This window comes from Lutibaculum baratangense AMV1, assembly GCF_000496075.1.
Lineage (GTDB): Bacteria > Pseudomonadota > Alphaproteobacteria > Rhizobiales > Tepidamorphaceae > Lutibaculum > Lutibaculum baratangense.
Map to the genome: position 1 here is coordinate 106979 of NZ_AWXZ01000039.1, position 16018 is coordinate 122996.

The window sequence follows — 16018 nt, forward strand, 5'->3', positions numbered from 1 at the left end:
CGTGCCGCTCCTTTCCCGAGGGCGTGGCGCTCATTCTGATCGAGGCGCGCCACGTGCCGGAGCTGGCGAGTGCCGAGGAGGTCCTCGGCCGGCTCCATCCGCTCGCTGCCGTGGCGGTGATGACGGACCGTTACAGCCCCCCTCTCGATCTGCAGCCGCTTCTCAACTCGCGCATGATACATGCGGTGGTGTCGCTGGACGAGCGGATCGAGATGATCGTCCCCATACTGGATCTGGTGATGCGGGGCGGGGACTATTTCCCTCGCGCGCTACTGACCGCTCTCCCCGAGCCGGGCCGACGCGCGAGCACCCGTTCACGATCCCGGCGAGACGCCGCAGGCACCCGCCGAGCCGCGGCGCCCGTGGCGGAACCTGACGATGAGGGAAACCGAGATACTCGCCCTTGCGGCTTCCGGCTTGCCGAACAAGGCCATCGCTCTCAAGCTCAAGATCGCGGAGAACACGGTCAAGATCCATATGCACAACATCATCTCCAAGCTCGGCGTCTTCAACCGGACCGGTGCTGCGGCAAAGTACCGGGGCGAGGCCGACGATCGGAGCGACGACCGGGAGACGTTCGAGCGCTGAGCGGCGGCGGGTGGACCGGGCTGTCTGTGACCCTGCCCGATGCCGCTCGACCGCTTCGCGCCCCCCGGCGATGACCTATCGCCCGAGACGAATGAACGTGCGGCTGGCAGCGGTCTCGAGAGGAGACGGGCCCGTGCGCGGCGCGCGGGAAGGCGGATCAGGCCTTCATCTTCAGGCCGGCTTGCGCTGCGGAGAGTTCCTGGTCGAGAGCCATCGATCGCGCATAAGCCTCCAGGAGCGAGGGGATCTGATGTTCCCAGCTCAGAGCCGTCTCCACCCGCTGCCGGCCCAGGGCGCCCATCACGGCTCTCTGCTCCGGATCGTCGATCAGGACCAACAGCTTCTCCGCCATGTCGATCGGGTCGTTCGGCCTGGCGTAGAGCGAGGCGTCCTCCGCCGAGACGCGCCCCTCGGTGACGTCGAACTGCACGATGGGCTTCCCTGCGGCCATGTATTCGATGATCTTGTTCATGGTCGACTTGTCGTTCATCGCGTTCACCCGGTCCGGGTTGACGCATACGTCGGCTGTCGCGAGCACCTCGAAGAGTTCGTCGTCGGAAAGACGGCCCGCGAAGGTGACGAAGGGCGACACGCCCTTCGACCGCGCCAGCTCCTGCAGGTCGTCGACCACCGGCCCGGTGCCCACGAGGCAGAACTGGACATCGGTCCGCCCGCGGGCAAACACCAGGTGGCGAACCGCCTCGACGAGCAGGTCTAGCCCCTCCTGCTGCCCCATGACGCCGACATACGCCACGAGATGGCGCCGCCCGTTCCGCCACACGGCGTTGGGCGCGCAAGGCCGTATGCGGGAAATGTCGGGCCCCGAGCGCACCACGAAGACCCGGCTCGGGTTCATGCCGCCGCGTTCGATCGCGATGCGTCGATAGCTCGCGTTCGTCGCGATCGAAACGTCGGCGACCCGGAACGTGATCCTCTCCAGCATGGTGAGAATCCTGAAGAACATGTCACGTCGCCCGAACTTCGCTTCATAAAGCTCGGGGTTGAGGTCGTGATGATCGAAAATGTAGCGGACGCCGAAGATCCTGAAGGGGAGGGCGACGAGAAATATCAGGTCTGGCGGGTTGCATCCCTGAATGACGTCGAACCCGCGCGTGAGGAAGATTCTCCACGCGAGCATCGTCTCGAAGAACAGGGCGACCAGATACTCCCACGCAAACGAGAGCGGCGTCGTGCCGTCCCGGGGCAGGATGTGGCGATGAACGTGGATTCCCTCGAGGATCTCGTAGCTCTCGTCGCATCCCCGCCCCTTGGGGCAGATGATCTCCACGTGGGCGCCGGCCGCCCGCAGGGTCCGTGCCTCCTGCCACACCCGGCGGTCGAACGGGACCGGCAGGTTTTCCACGATCATGAGGACGCGTCGCCCCGCGAGGGGCCGACCCTCGATGCAGTCGGCGATGGACCTCGGAGCGGATCCGGCGGAGCGACCCTGACTGTCCATCAGATGACCCCCGCATGCACGATCGGCGTGCCGTTCGTGTTGAGGTGCGGCATCTTGCGGTTCGCGGCGACGATCAAGTCGTAGTGCTGCTCTTCCGCCGCCGCCTTGTCGACCAGAAGACCCTCGAGGGCCGGAAGCTGCGTGTACGCGTAGCCGAGATTGTGCCCGATCAGCTTTTCCGGCGTCACCCAGGGATCGTAGATGTTCAGCTGATACCCGTTGTTGAGGAGCTTCCTCGCGAGATCGACGGACGGGCTCTCGCGCAGATCGTCGGTGCCGTCCTTGAAGGCCAGCCCCACCAGCAGGATCTTCGAACCCTTCGGCAGGCCGTTGGCGATGCGCGTGTATTGGAAGTTCTTGTGGGCGTCGTTGCTGCGCATCACGGCGTCGATGAGCGGCGTGTTGGCGTCGATGTCGCTCGCGATGTACTGGAGCGCGCGGACATCCTTGGGCAGGCAGGAGCCGCCAAAAGCGTCGCCCGGACGGAGGTAATACGGGGAGATGTTGAGTTTGGTGTCCGACACGAAGATCTGGTACATGCTGCCCGCCGAGACGCCGAGCCGCTGGCAGAGGCGGCCGATCTCGTTGGCGAAGGTCACCTTCACCGCATGCCAGGTGTTGTCTACGAACTTGGTGAGCTCCGCCTCCGCGATCGGCACGTTGAACAGGGGCGCCTGGATGCCGCTGTGCAGGGCCGTCATCACGGGGGACGGCTCGCCGTCCATCGTGCCGATCACGATCTTCGGCGGATGGAAGTAGTCTTCGACGGCCGTCGTCTCGCGAAGAAACTCCGGATTGTAGATCAACTCCACCCGATCCTCGAACCCGGCGCCAAGGCGCGTCCGGAGAATCGGGGCGATCAGCGTCTGGGTGGTGCCCGGCCGCATGGTGGAGCGGTAGGCGATGGTGATCGGCCGCTCGTGCCCGGCCGACAGAGCGGTCGCGATCTGGCTCGTCACCTGGACCACGTAGCTCATGTTGTGCGACCCGTCAGGCGCGCTCGGCGTCCCGACGCACACGATCGCGACGTCGGCGTCGCGGAGCTCCGCGCCGACCTCCGTCGTGGCACGGATGCGGCCCGCCTGATGAGCTTCTGCCATGAGGCGGTCGACATGCGGCTCCACGATCGGCGCGCGCCCCTGGTTGATGGCGTCGACCTTTTCCGGACTGATGTCGATGCCCACGACCCGGTGGCCCTGCGACGCGATGCAGGCGGCTGCGGTGGAGCCGACATAGCCCAGACCGAAGATGCAGACCTTCATCGCGCCGCCTCTGATCTTGATTGTACGGTATCTCTATCAATAGAACGGCTCGCACGAGCTCTGCATCGCTCGAAATATCTGACTCTTTAGCTAGTATGTATTACTTCGCGGTCAGGGTCGGGGGTGGGTCATCCGGCCGCGATGCGAGCTCGGCCGGAGCCCGCTTCCATCGCCCGATGAACGAGAACGCAAGCCTAGGAGGAGGCTGGAATTCAGGCGCGTCTTGCCGCCGATGCCAGCGGCTCGCGCTGCCCCGTCGCGTGGCGCCGATCGCGCCGGGCGACCCCCGCCCGAAGCCCACGCAGAAGCGATGTCGCCAGCGCGAGACTCAAGGCCGGTTTCGACCGCAGGGCACGGGCCATGAACGCGCGGGCGCGCTTCGTGTGACCGCACTTCCAGAGCAGGCGCGCGAGGTCGAACTCGAGCCGCCCTCGCACGTCGCCGTCGGCCTCGATCACGTCGCGGTTCTTCCGCATGATCCTCAGGAGGCCGCTACACTCCCGCCGGGGGTCCGAGGAGATGCTGTCGGTCGAGATGAAGCCCACCACCACCGGCCGGTCGTCTTCGTAGATCAGCGTGTGCCGGCACAGTCGGACGGCGAAGTCCCAGTCCTCGTTCGCCCGGGCCAGCGGGTCGAACCAGGTCGAGGTCGGGTGGCAGTCGCGCCGGAAGAGCGTGTTCTGCAGGCTGATCCGGTTCTCGACCAGCATCCGTCTCACCTGGTCGTCGCCGAGATGCAGTCGGTTCTCCAGGGCGGGGGCATAAGCCACCAGCCCCTTGCCGTACCGGAAGGACGGGCTGCGTCCGTAGAGCAGCTTGCCGCCGGTCACGGCACCGACGCGGGCCGGCAACTGCGTGAAGAGATGCATCTGCCGCTCCAGCTTGCCCGGCAACCAGAGGTCGTCGCTGTCCTGGAAGGCGATGAACCGTCCCCGGGCGATCTCCAACCCGCTGTTTCGGGCCGCGCCGGCACCGCCGTTCCTCGCCCGTCGGTGATAGATCACGCGATGATCGCCTATCCCCGCCACCGCAGCCCGCACGTCCTGGGGCGAACCGTCGTCCACGACGATCAACTCGATATCCCGGAAGGACTGCGACAGCACGCTCTCCATGGCGGCAGCAAGGGAGTCCAGTCGATTGTAGGTCGGCAGGATCACCGAAACCGCGGGTTCCACGAGACGCCCCTCCGCTGCGCTGTTCGCAAGCCGGGCAGCCGCCAGGCGGATGCGCACCGCCTGCCGCCCTGCGCCGTGTCATGATCGCTTCCAGGCCTTCTCGGCCTGGGGCGGGCCCCCGTCGAGGGCGACCCTGAGCATCGCTCTCGCGCGGTGGAGCCGGATGCAGACGAGGCAGGCCATGGCGAGGACGCGCGGCCGCATTCCCTGGATGCGGGGCGACGTCAGCACCGTCCTCAGCTCCAGGATGGGAGACAGCGCGACCGCAACCGTCCGCAGAAGCCAGAGAGACAGTCCGAAGGGCTTGCCCGTGAACTCGTGGTAGTCGTGGGCCACGTGCCTGTCCCACTTCCGGGTCAGCGCCGCGAGGTTCTCGCGAGCCGGGTGGAAGACGATCATCTCCGGCACGTAGTGGATGCGATGTCCCCGTGCTCCGGCGCGCAGACCCCACTCGCGATCCTCGGCGACCTCTATGCCGGCGAACGGGCCGACCTCCTCCAGCGTCTGGCGACGGACCGCGAGGTTGCCCGTTCCCGAGAATCCCGCGGCGATGTGCTCCTTGTTCCGGTAGGAGTAGACCGCCTCGTAGGGCTCGATGAAGCTGGGCTCTCCGGGCACGGCATATGCCACCTGGACGTCGCCGCCGACGATCTCGACCGCGGGATCCGCGAATGCTCGTTCGATGGCGGACAGCCAGCCCGGATGGGCCCGACAGTCGGCGTCGATGAAGGCGAGGACACTGCCCTTCGCGAGGCTGCTGCCGCGATTCCGGGCAGGCCCGGGCCCCGGGGTGGGCTCGCTCGCCAGCATCACGTCCGGCCACCGTCGACAGATCTCGTCGGGCAGGCGCCGTGAGCCGTTGTCCACCACGATGATCTCGACCGCCGCGGTCACTCCGTCCTGCTCGTGAAGGGTCCGCAGACCCTCCGCGAGATACTCTTCCTGGTTGAAGTGGGGGATGATCACCGAGATCAGCATGCGATGGCGACCCTTGATGGTTGATCGTCCACGCGCGCGTCGCGGCCGCCGGAAAACGCGCGGAGGAATGTCTCGAGCGCGAAGAGCGACCACAGCGTCTTGTCGTGATCGCGCCTGCCGTCGCGGTGCTCCGACAGGATTGCCCGGAGGACGGCCTGATCCAGATAGTCCCGGCTCACGGCGTCCTGTCCCAGCAGAGTGTCCGAGAAAGCGTCGCGCAGCGGGCCGCGGAACCACGCGCCGACCGGCAGGCGGAAACCGTTCTTGGGGCGCTCGAGCGCGCCGTGCGGCAGGCGGTGGGCCAGGGCGACGCGCACGATCCGCTTCGTGGTGCGTCCCCGGATCCGCCAGGAATCGGGCAGGGTGCTCGCGAATTCGGCCAGACGCGTGTCCATGAAGGGCGCTCGCGCCTCGATGGAGGCCGCCATCGTCATCATGTCCATGCGCTCGAGCAGGTTGTCTGGAAGCCACGACGTCTGGTCGAAATGCAAGACGCGCCGGAGCGGGGACGCGTTCGGGGCGCAGCGGAACGGCACGGTCCAGACGGGCCGCTGCGGCGCGCCGTGCTTCCAGACCCGCTGGCGCTCCGACGGCGTGAGCGCACCGAACCAGCGGACCATTCGCTGCTCGAAGTCGGACTCCGCCATGGCTCTCGCCGCAATGCCGACGCGGCGTGAGCGCCCGGGGAGCGCGGAGGTCGCCGCCAGGAGGGCCCGACTGCCGACCGAGACGAGACCTCTCGGCCTCACGCGGCCCAGGTGCATCTCGGCGAGGTGCTTGGGGTAGCCGCCGAACATCTCGTCCGAGCCCTCGCCCGAGAGCACCACCTTCACGTGGCGCGCCGCCTCGAGGGACATGAGGTGGATCGGCAGGTCGGCGGGCTCGGCGATCGGAGCGCCCCTATGCGCGCTCAGCTTCGGCAGCAACGACAGCGCCTCGATGCCGAATTCGACCGGGGTGTGGATGCTCCCGAAATGCCGAGCACTGTCCTCGGCGGCCGCGAGCTCGGAAGATGGATCTCCGCGGAAGCCGACGGAGAAGGTCCGGATGGAGGAGACGCCGAGATGCGCCAGCGTCGCGACGATCGCCGCCGAATCGAGGCCACCGGAGAGGAAGGCTCCGACCGGCACGTCCGCGCGCAGCCGGATCCGCACCGCCTCGTCGAAGACCTCCAGGAAGTTCCCCACGATGTCGGCCGTGGCGACCGACTGTGGAGTGGCCCGTTCCTCGGGCGGCAGCCAGTAGCGGCTCTCTTTGATCCGGCCGTCCCTCCAGACGAGCATCCCGCCCGGCATCAGCTTTCGCACCCCCCGGAAGAAGGTGTGGGGGGAGGGGACATAGCGCCAGCAGAGATAGTCGTGGATGGAGGCGGGATCGATCTCGGCCCGGATGCCGGGATGTGTGAGAAGCGCGGCGATCTCCGATGCGAAGACCAGCTGGGTGCCCCCGGATGCGCCGGGAAGCTCGTGCACGAAGAGGGGCTTCTTGCCGAACGGGTCCCTCGCGAGAACGACCATCCGCTCTGCCTCGTCGTAGAGAGCGAAGGCGAACATGCCGCGGAGGCGGGCGAGCCCCGCGGCGCCCCACTGCCGCCAGGCCTCCATGATCACTTCCGTGTCCGAGCGGGTGGTGAAGCGCGCGCCCAGATCCAGCAACTCCCTGCGGAGCTCGAGGTAGTTGTAGATCTCGCCGTTGAAGGTGATGACAAACCGACCGTCATGGCTCTTCATCGGCTGTGCGCCGGTGCTCAGGTCGATGATCGCGAGCCTGCGGTGGCCGAGCCCCGCCGAGTCGACGTCCGTGAGCGGGAGTATCTCGTGCCCCTCGCCATCCGGCCCCCGGTGCCACAGCGCCCGCGTCATCCGATGCAGCACCGCGGGGTCGTGGCGCCCCCCTATCCACCCGGCGATCCCGCACATCGAACCGATCGTCCTCCTTGGCCGCGGCGGCGAGTTCGCGCGGCAGTCGTGCCAGCCTTGATGCGTCGCAGATGGAAGAAAACCCGTATAGTTGGCTGTACTTTTGAGTTTTACTGGGTATTACTTGATGATATGGCACGATCCTAATGAACTCATGGCGCCGATGAATAGATAAATAAGGCTAAAGGCCGTGCAAGGGGCTTCGTGGACGCCTGGTCTTCCGCTGCGCGGCGGCGGGGATCGGGACTGCCTGCCGGGCCGGTGCCTCGCTCCGCCGGGGCGTCCCGGCGGCCCCGAGGCCAGCGCGCCACCGCAGCCGGCGGGACCGGGTCCGATGGAGGGGAGGCCGCCTTGCTCGCTCGTGGCGGAGATCGAGAGACGCCTCCCCGGGGGGCGAATGGGCGATTCGAGGGCGGGCGGGACCTTCTGGCGTCCCATACCTCCGATTTCCGGCCCGCTGGATCCTGAATGGCAGCGACAGCCGCCGCGGAAGCGGAGTGTCCGCCCATAACGCCGTCATTTGCGCGTGTTCGGGCCGCGGGCGGCGATTACGGCAGAATTGAGGCCATCGCTCTTTCCGGCCATTTTGCCTCCCGCAGCGCAACTCCGCGCGAGACGGGACCGGAAGAAATTGTCCGCCGAGCGGCCTCTTCCGCCTCGATGGCCGCCCCCGATACAGCGCCGCTGCCGCCGAATCGGCTTGCAAAAAAGCATCCGTGGCAGGGTCCTAGCGCCGCAGTCAGTGAATTAGGAACGTAATCCTGCGTGGCATAATTGTCGCACGCAATGGAGATCCGGGCGGCCCCCTCCGTGTCAGCCGCACTGTCGAATTGCTGCCTCACTGGCCCCTATCGTGAGGGCGTCCTGAAGAAAAAGGAGACATCAGGGATGCCAACCTTCCCATACGCCAACAACACAGGGGTAAAGGATGGAGTGACACTCACTCCATCTCAGGGTTTAACTATAAACGAGTCTGGCGTAACTATTGAAGGTCTTGACATTGACGGGCCTGTATACATCAACGGAGACAATGTAACACTGCAGAATTGCCGAATCACCTCCACCGATTTCTATGTTGTGAAGGTCGGGTCGGGTGCGAGCGGCGTCGTCGTTCAAGACTGTGAAATCAACGGTGTCGGCACCGGCAACGACGGATCGAGCGGCATCGCCGGCCAGGGAACTTTTCTCCGCAACAACATCTACAACGTGGAGAACGGCATCTCGGTCCAGGGCGACGGCTCGGTGATCGAAGGCAACTACATCCACGACCTGAAGGCTTCCGGATCACCCCACTACGACGGAATCCAGATCCACGGTGCGTCAGACACCGAGATCCGCGGCAACACGATCATCAACGATCACGGGCAGACGTCGGCCGTCTTCATCCAGAACGAGTTCGGACCCGTCGACGGCGTCACGGTCGATGGGAACCTGCTCGTCGGCGGAGGCTACACCGTCTACTCCGACGGCACGCGAGACGGCGGCCCCATCACGAACGTCTCGTTCACGAACAACCACATGGGCGAGGGCCAGTGGGGCTACACCTACTTCTACGAGAACCGGCCGGTCTACGAGGGCAACACGAACGACGGCCATGAACTCGTCAGCACGCTGGACGATCAGCCGACCCCGAGACCGGAGCCGGAGCCGGAGCCGGAGCCCGAGCCGCGACCGGAGCCGGAGCCGGAGCCGGAGCCCGAGCCGAGGCCGGAGCCCGAGCCGGAACCGGAGCCGAGGGACGGCTACCCGCACGCCGGGAACACGGGAGTTCCGGACGGCGTGACGCTCACCCCTTCCGGCGACATCAGCGTCAACGAGCCGGGGGTCGTGCTCGACGGTCTCGACATCCGCGGCACCGTCTACATCAACGCCGACAACGTGACGCTGCAGAACAGCAAGGTCACGTCCAGCGACTTCTACGTCGTCAAGATCGCCGACGGGGTCACCGGTGCGGTGGTCCAGGACTGCGAGATCGACGGTACCGGAACGGGTAACGGGGGATCGAGCGGCATCGGGGGGCAGGGGACGTTCCTGCGCAACAACATCCACAACGTGGAGAACGGCATCTCCGTCCAGGGCGACGGCGCGGTCATTCAGGGCAACTACATCCACGACCTGAAGGCGTCGGGATCTCCCCACTACGACGGCATCCAGATCCACGGCGCGTCGGACATCGACATCAGCGGCAACACGATCATCAACGATCACGGGCAGACGGCCGCGGTGTTCATCCAGAACCACTTCGGTCCCGTGGACAACGTATCGGTCGACGACAACATCCTCGTCGGCGGAGGCTACACCGTCTACTCCGACGGCACGCGCGACGGCGGCCCCATCACGAACGTCTCGTTCACGAACAACCATATGGGCGAGGGGCAGTGGGGCTACACCTACTTCTACGAAAACGATCCCGTGTACGAGGGCAACACGAACGACGGGCACGACCTTGTCGCTCGTTTGGGCAGCGATCCGCTGACGGAGCCGGATGTGCAACCCGGACCCCAGCCCGATTTCCCCGAGCACAGGCCCGAGCCGGAGCCTGAGCCCGAATCGGAGCCGGACTTGCAGCCGACGCCCGACGTGGAAGTCAGTGATCGCGACACCGGAAGATCGTGGTGGGAGAACTGGCAGCGGGGCGACGATGCCTTCTGGCGGGACGGCAAGCACGGCCGCTGGAGCAACGACGACGCCGACACGGCATCCACGACGGAAACGGCCGACGTGTCGAGCCGAACGTTGGCGGACAGCCTGGAAGGTTACCGCTCCGACTGGTGGGAAGACTACAGCACGTGGGTCGGCGACCAGGGCAGCCACGGCGACTTCGGGCACGCGTGACCTGAACGTCGCGCCCCTTGTGGCGCAAGGTTGAAGCAGCGCTGCCGCGGCAAGCCGCGGCAGCGCACGACAATCCGGATTCGTCGCGAGACGTGGAAGCACTCGCCACTGCGGGTGTGACAGGAAAGACGGGTATGGCAAAGCCGCACAGCATGCTCATCAGGGGGACGGCGTGGCTCCCTGCTCCGTGGAAGACCTCGCTTCTGCAACACAGTCTTTCGGCCTTCGACACCATGACAAGAGGGACCCGTCGTGGACTGGCGGCGGGGCCGGTGGCCGGCGATCAGGACCCGCTGGCAGGGTGTCGGCGCGGGCTTCTCGCCGCGGGGGGCTTCTCGCTCGCCCTCAATCTGCTGATGCTCACGGTGCCGCTCTACATGACCTCGGTCTATGACCGCGTCCTGTCGTCGAGGAGCGGAGAGACGTTGCTGATGCTGACCCTTGTGGCGGTCGGTGCACTCGCTCTCGCCGGCCTCCTGGAGGCGGTTCGCCAAATCGTGCTCATGCGGACCGGGGCCCGGCTCGAAGCCGCGCTCGGCGAGCGGCTCCTGCACATCTCGCTGAGTTCTCCTGCCGGCAACGAAAGCGAGCCCCAGGGGCTTCGCGACCTGTCGCAGCTTCGGCAATTCCTTTCCTCTCCGACCGTCTGTGCCGTCTTCGACGCGCCGGTCGCGCCATTGTTCATGGCGCTCCTGTTCATCATCCATCCCCATCTGGGTTGGATCACCCTCGCCGCTTCCGTCCTGTTGCTCGCGGTGTCCTATGCGAACCGGCAACTCACGAAGCATCCCCTCTCCGAAGCGGCACAGTCCGGCTCGGCGGCCCTGCAGCGAGCGCAGGTGCAAGCACGCAACGCTGACGTCATCCGTGCCATGGGGATGACCGGCAGCAGCGTCGGCTCCTGGTGGCGGGAGAATGCGGTCTCCCTGAGCTCGGCGGACCGGGCCGGCGTGACGAATGCGAGCCTGAGCGGCCTCTCGCGCTTCCTGCGCCTGATCCTGCAGATCTCGATCCTGGGTTACGGGGCGCTGCTCGTCCTCACGCACAGCACGATGAGCGCCGGCATCATCTTCGCGGCCTCGATCATATCGGCGAGGGCGCTCGCGCCGGTCGACCAGATCGTCGGCGGATGGAAGAGCTTCGTTGCCGCCGGCCATTCATGGCGCCGGATCAAGGCAATTCTCGAGGGGACACCCGAGCCCGAGGCCCGAATGAAGCTGCCGGTTCCCGACGGCAGCGTCGCCGTCGAGAAGCTGATCCATGCTCCCGCGACCGGTGGCGAGCCCATCATCAAGGGCATCTCCTTCGAGATCGAGCCCGGGGAGGTCGTCGGCGTGATCGGCCCGAGCGGTGCAGGCAAGTCGACCCTCGCACGCCTCCTCGTCGGCGCGCTGCAGCCGACCCAGGGGCTCGTGAGGATCGGTGGCGACGACCTGCGTCATTGGGCGCCTGACGCATTAGGCCCCCATGTCGGCTACGTGCCGCAGGACGTCGAGCTCTTCCCGACCACGATCGCCTGCAACATCGCTCGCATGGATCCCAATCCTGATGCCGACGAGGTTGTCACGGCTGCGCGGCTGGCGGGATGCCACAAGCTGATCCAGCGCATGCGCGATGGATATGAGACCGTGATCGGGCCATCCGGGCAGGTGCTTTCGGGGGGGCAACGCCAGCGGGTCGCGCTGGCGAGGGCGCTATACGGCCGCCCCCGCGTCGTCGTTCTCGACGAGCCGAACGCGTCACTGGACGGGGAGGGGGAGCATGCCCTCGTCACCGCCCTGCAGGCGTGTCGCGAGGCCGGCATCACCTGCATCGTCATCACGCAACGACCCAATGTCGTACCGGCGCTTACCCAGCTTCTGGTCCTTCGCGAGGGCCGTATCGAGGATTTTGGTCCGAAGGAGGACGTGCTGAGGCGGCAGATGCGGCGCAAGGCGACGGACGGTGCGGGAACCGGGGCAAGAGTGGAGCCCCGGGCAGCCAGCAACCTGTCTCCTGTTCCCGCCGAGGCGGCCCCGCCCGTCATGGGGCGGCCGGCGGCCTCCGCATCATGAAGCATTCAGGAAAGGGACCATCGCGGATGAGGGCCGACAGTGTGAGCACCGGGATCGTGCGGCCGGTGATGGTCGGAGCAGTGGCGCTCGTCGTCGGGTTCGGCGGGTTCGGCACATGGGCGGCGGTTGCCCCGATCGAGGGAGCAGTGATGGCTTCGGGCAAGGTGACCGCGGCCGGCCGGAACAAGGTCATCCAGCATCTCGAGGGCGGAATCGTCGAGGAGATCGTCACAGAGGAAGGCATGCGCGTCGAAGCGGGGGATCCGCTGGTGGTCCTCGACCGCACGGCGGCCGAGGCAACGAAGAACCGTCTGCAGGCGCAACTCGACGTCCTCGCCGCTCTCGAGGCGCGCGCCCTCGCGGAGCGCGACGGGCTCGAAGAGATACGCTTCCCCGAGGCGCTGCTCGAGCGGGGACGATCGGGCGAGGTCGAGCAGGTCATAGCCGACCAGAGCGCCGAGTTTCTCGCGCGGCTCGAGAAGTACACGGCGGAGCTGAACATCCTCGGCCAGCAGGTTGCGGCACTCGGGGAGCAGATCGCCGGCCTGGAGGCGCAGAAGGAGGCGGTCGGCATCCAGCTGACCCTGATCCAGGAAGAGAAGTCGGACACCGAGGGACTGCTTGAGAAGGGGCTCGCTCGCAAGACGCGGGTTCTCGAACTCAAGCGCGCGGAAGCGGAGCTGATCGGGCGCCGGGGTCAGCTGATCTCGGGGATGGCCGAGGCGCGCCAGAAGGTCGCCGAAAGCGAACAGGAGATACAGCGCCTCAAGGTCTCGCGGCTGGAGGAGGCGACCAGGAGCTTGGGCGAAGTGCGCCTGCAGCGCGCGGACCTTTCGGAGCGACTGCGGGCAGCGCAGGCCGTGCTCGACCGTATCGTGCTGCGCGCTCCGGTGGCCGGAACCGTCATGAACGTGACGAAGTACAACCCCGGTGCCGTGATCACTCCCGGGGAGGCGGTCATGGAACTGGTGCCCCGCAGCCGGGATCTCGTGGTGGAGGCTCGCGTCCGTCCAAGCGACATCGACCAGATCGGTATCGGACAGGCGGCCCGCCTCTCCTTCTCTGCGCTCGACCGCCGGGAGGTGCCGCCGGCGCCCGGGGAGGTCATTCATATCTCGGCCGACAGCCTGACGGACGACCGCACCGGGGAGCCGTATTATCTCGTTCGCCTCCGGCTCGATCCTCAGCCGTTGCCGGGGTTCGACCCGGAGAAGGTCGGCCCGGGGCAGCCCGTCGAAGTGTTCATCACGACCAGCCCCCGCACCTTCCTCGCCTACATCGCCGAACCGATCACGAAGACCATCAGGCGAGCGATGCGCGAAAGCTGACGATCCGGGTTCCAAGAGCCGCCCCGGTCGGCCGGCTCAGCCGGGAGCGGCTCTTCGCCTACCAGTCGGCCGGTTGAGCGGCACCCGCCGTCCTTCCGCATCTCGTGCGGCCTGCCCCCGGCCGATCCTGACGGGATGCTGGCAGGAGGACTGGCGTAGATGTCCTCGATCGACCGGGAGACGCGCCATGAGGAAGACCTATCGCGGCAGCTGCCACTGCGGGGCGGTGCGCTACGAGGCCGAGATCGACCTCGAGGCGGGCACCAGCCGGTGCAACTGCTCGATCTGCACGAAGACCCGCGAGTGGGCCGCGATCGTGAAGCCCGCGGATTTCCGGCTGCTGTCGGGGGAGGAGATGCTCACCTCCTACACCTTCGCGACGATGAGCAACCACCACCTCTTCTGCGCCCGCTGCGGCGTCCATCCGTTCGGGCGCGGCCATGTCGAGGAGATCGTCGGCGACTACGTCGCGGTCCAGGTCGCGACGCTCGACGACGTGACGCCCGAGGAGCTGGCGGCGCTGCCGATCCGCTACATGAACGGCCGCGACGACGCCTGGTGGGAGCCTCCGAAGGTCACGGCCCATCTCTGAGGCGACATCAGGATTCCCGGGAAGTCGGCGCCCGGCCGCCCGCCGCGGTGAAGACCGGGACCGGCTCCCGCCGGCCCTTCACGGTCACGGAGCCGAGCTCCACGAGCGCGAACCGGTCCTTCACGCGATGCGCCGTCTCCTCGCCGAGGATCAGGTCGACCCCGTGGAGACGCGTCTGCCCCTCGAGCCTCGCGGCGAGGTTCACCGCGTCGCCGAGCGCGGTGTAGTCGAAGCGCATGTCGGAGCCCATGTTGCCGACGACGCAGGTGCCGGTGTTGATGCCGACGCCGATCGCGATCCGCGGCGCCGGCACGCCCGTCGTCTCCGCCTCCGCGGCCAGCTCCTCGTTCAGGCGGCCGACGGCGGCCACCATGGCGAGGCCCGCCTCGACGGCGTGCGCCGCGTGGTCGGGGTCGTCGAGCGGGGCGTTCCAGAAGGCCATCACGCAGTCGCCGATATATTTGTCGATCGGCTCGTGCGGATCGCCTTCATCGCCCTGCTCGTCGCGATCGCGGCCTACCTGCCGCTTCTCATCGCCTCCTGAGCCTCGTCCGAAGCCCAGCCGAAGACCGTTCGGCCGCCATAGGCGGGAGAGTTCGCCCGCTCCTCGGCGATGTGGGCCTGAAGCGAGGGCCCCCTCGCGTGCCGCTCGAGCCGTCGCGCCTCGGCGTCGAGCCGGCGGATCGCGGAGAGCTCCTCGCTCTCGCCGAGCTTCGCCTTTCTCACGGCCTGCTTCATGACCGTGATCGTCTGGTCGTAGACCTTCAGCGGCACGGGGTAGGGGTGGCCGTCCTTGCCGCCATGGGCGAGCGAGAAGCGGGCGGGGTCGCTGAACCGGCACGGCGTCCCGTGCACCACCTCCGCGACCATCGCCAGCGCCCGCACCGTGCGCGCGCCGACGCCGCCGGTCATCAGGAGGTCGGGGAAGTCGACGGGGCCCCGCTCGGCGGCGGCCGCGAGCGCGCCGTGCAGGCGCCGCAGCACCACGTCGCCCTCCCTGAGGTCGTGGCGGTCCGGCATCACGAGGTGGGGCAACAGCTCCTGCTGTGGCGGCTCCGGCGCGGCGGCGGCGCGACCGTCGAGCCGGGCGAATTCCGCGGCTATGCCGTCGGGCCCTATCCCCCCGAGAAGGTCGAGCTGCGCCTTCCGCGACGCCGCGGCCCTCCGGTCGGTGAGGTTGATCACCTCGCCGCCGCTCCGCCCCTCGATCGCGCTGTGCGGCTGGTCGACGAAGTCCGTCAGGCCCTCCGACAGCCAGTGGTAGCGCCGTGCCTGGCGCCTCGCGTCGCTCATGCCCTGCTGGATCACGACCCATTTGCCGTCATCCGCCACGACGAAGCCGTGGAGATAGAGGTCGAACCCGTCCTGCACCGCCGCGCTGTCGACCTTCGCGACGAGCCGGCTCGCCTTCGCCAGCGCGTCGCCGTCGACGCCGGTGCGCTGGCCGACGGAAGCGAGCTCCGCCGGCGTCTGCCGCGAGTGCCTGCCGCGGCCGCCGCAGACATGGATGCCGAGCTCCCTCTCCAGCGGCTTCAGGCCCTTCTTCAGGGCCGAGATCACCGTGGTGGTCACACCGGAAGAGTGCCAGTCCATGCCGATCACGGCGCCGAAGGACTGGAACCAGAAGGGGTGCGACAGGCGGCGCAGGAACTCGTCGCGGCCATATTCGAGGACGATCGCCTCCGTCATCACGCCGGCAAGCCGGTTCATCCGGCCCGCGAGCCACGCGGGCACGCGACCGCCATGCAGCGGCAGGTCGGCGCTGCCGGATCTCTGCGCCATGTCTCGCGCTCCCAGTGCCTCGGAACGCCGATGTTCTACCTATGTT

Annotated in this window: 11 protein-coding genes and 1 pseudogene; 5 read left to right on the forward strand and 7 right to left on the reverse strand. The window is 67.3% G+C overall.

Annotated elements, in window-relative coordinates:
- Window positions 1-378 precede the first annotated feature (378 nt).
- A complete protein-coding gene (locus N177_RS15110) occupies window positions 379-588 on the forward strand; it encodes a helix-turn-helix domain-containing protein (protein ID WP_023433249.1) in 210 nt (69 codons plus the stop codon).
- 157 nt (window positions 589-745) lie between these two features.
- Here N177_RS15110 and N177_RS15115 read toward each other — a convergent pair whose 3' ends face one another.
- The 5 genes from N177_RS15115 to asnB form a co-directional block, all read right to left on the reverse strand.
- Window positions 746-1957 carry a glycosyltransferase family 4 protein gene (locus N177_RS15115; RefSeq protein WP_023433250.1) on the reverse strand — a complete coding sequence of 404 codons (1212 nt, stop codon included), beginning with the start codon at window positions 1955-1957 and terminating at the stop codon, window positions 746-748.
- A gap of 89 nt (window positions 1958-2046) precedes the next feature.
- Window positions 2047-3309, reverse strand: a complete 1263-nt coding sequence (locus N177_RS15120; RefSeq protein WP_023433251.1) for a nucleotide sugar dehydrogenase — start codon at window positions 3307-3309, stop codon at window positions 2047-2049.
- Window positions 3310-3521: 212 nt separating this feature from the next.
- On the reverse strand, window positions 3522-4484 hold the full coding sequence (locus tag N177_RS20705; protein ID WP_023433252.1) for a glycosyltransferase family 2 protein: 963 nt from the start codon (window positions 4482-4484) through the stop codon (window positions 3522-3524).
- A gap of 78 nt (window positions 4485-4562) precedes the next feature.
- Entirely contained in the window at window positions 4563-5462 is a 900-nt protein-coding gene (locus N177_RS15130; protein ID WP_023433253.1) for a glycosyltransferase family 2 protein, read from the reverse strand.
- Complete coding sequence (gene asnB, locus N177_RS15135) at window positions 5456-7381, reverse strand: asparagine synthase (glutamine-hydrolyzing) (RefSeq protein WP_081718578.1); 1926 nt, start codon at window positions 7379-7381, stop codon at window positions 5456-5458. The genes N177_RS15130 and asnB overlap by 7 nt, the downstream gene beginning before the upstream one ends.
- A gap of 1077 nt (window positions 7382-8458) precedes the next feature.
- Here asnB and N177_RS20710 point away from each other — a divergent pair.
- The 4 genes from N177_RS20710 (at window position 8459) to N177_RS15155 (ending at window position 14190) form a co-directional block, all read left to right on the forward strand.
- Window positions 8459-10216 (forward strand): right-handed parallel beta-helix repeat-containing protein, encoded by a 1758-nt coding sequence (locus N177_RS20710; protein WP_023433255.1) that lies wholly within the window; start codon window positions 8459-8461, stop codon window positions 10214-10216.
- A gap of 272 nt (window positions 10217-10488) precedes the next feature.
- Window positions 10489-12270, forward strand: coding sequence for a type I secretion system permease/ATPase (locus tag N177_RS15145; RefSeq protein WP_023433256.1), 1782 nt, complete (start codon window positions 10489-10491; stop codon window positions 12268-12270).
- Between the two features lie 26 nt (window positions 12271-12296).
- Entirely contained in the window at window positions 12297-13598 is a 1302-nt protein-coding gene (locus N177_RS15150) for an HlyD family type I secretion periplasmic adaptor subunit (RefSeq protein ID WP_023433257.1), read from the forward strand.
- Window positions 13599-13785: 187 nt separating this feature from the next.
- On the forward strand, window positions 13786-14190 hold the full coding sequence (locus N177_RS15155; RefSeq protein ID WP_023433258.1) for a GFA family protein: 405 nt from the start codon (window positions 13786-13788) through the stop codon (window positions 14188-14190).
- 13 nt (window positions 14191-14203) lie between these two features.
- Here the strand turns inward: N177_RS15155 and N177_RS15160 are convergent.
- Window positions 14204-14659, reverse strand: a pseudogene (locus N177_RS15160) (adenylate/guanylate cyclase domain-containing protein); the annotation flags it as partial.
- 47 nt (window positions 14660-14706) lie between these two features.
- Window positions 14707-15972, reverse strand: a complete 1266-nt coding sequence (locus tag N177_RS15165) for a DUF763 domain-containing protein (protein ID WP_023433260.1) — start codon at window positions 15970-15972, stop codon at window positions 14707-14709.
- Window positions 15973-16018 lie beyond the last annotated feature (46 nt).

Excerpts from the sequence above, each read along its gene's own strand:
- N177_RS15110 (WP_023433249.1), top strand. The coding sequence starts at position 379 with ATGAGGGAAACCGAGATACTCGCCCTTGCGGCTTCCGGCTTGCCGAAC.
- N177_RS15115 (WP_023433250.1), bottom strand. The coding sequence starts at position 1,957 with ATGATCGTGGAAAACCTGCCGGTCCCGTTCGACCGCCGGGTGTGGCAG.
- N177_RS15120 (WP_023433251.1), bottom strand. The coding sequence starts at position 3,309 with ATGAAGGTCTGCATCTTCGGTCTGGGCTATGTCGGCTCCACCGCAGCC.
- N177_RS15130 (WP_023433253.1), bottom strand. The coding sequence starts at position 5,462 with ATGCTGATCTCGGTGATCATCCCCCACTTCAACCAGGAAGAGTATCTC.
- asnB (WP_081718578.1), bottom strand. The coding sequence starts at position 7,381 with ATGTGCGGGATCGCCGGGTGGATAGGGGGGCGCCACGACCCCGCGGTG.
- N177_RS15150 (WP_023433257.1), top strand. The coding sequence starts at position 12,297 with ATGAGGGCCGACAGTGTGAGCACCGGGATCGTGCGGCCGGTGATGGTC.
- N177_RS15155 (WP_023433258.1), top strand. The coding sequence starts at position 13,786 with ATGAGGAAGACCTATCGCGGCAGCTGCCACTGCGGGGCGGTGCGCTAC.
- N177_RS15165 (WP_023433260.1), bottom strand. The coding sequence starts at position 15,972 with ATGGCGCAGAGATCCGGCAGCGCCGACCTGCCGCTGCATGGCGGTCGC.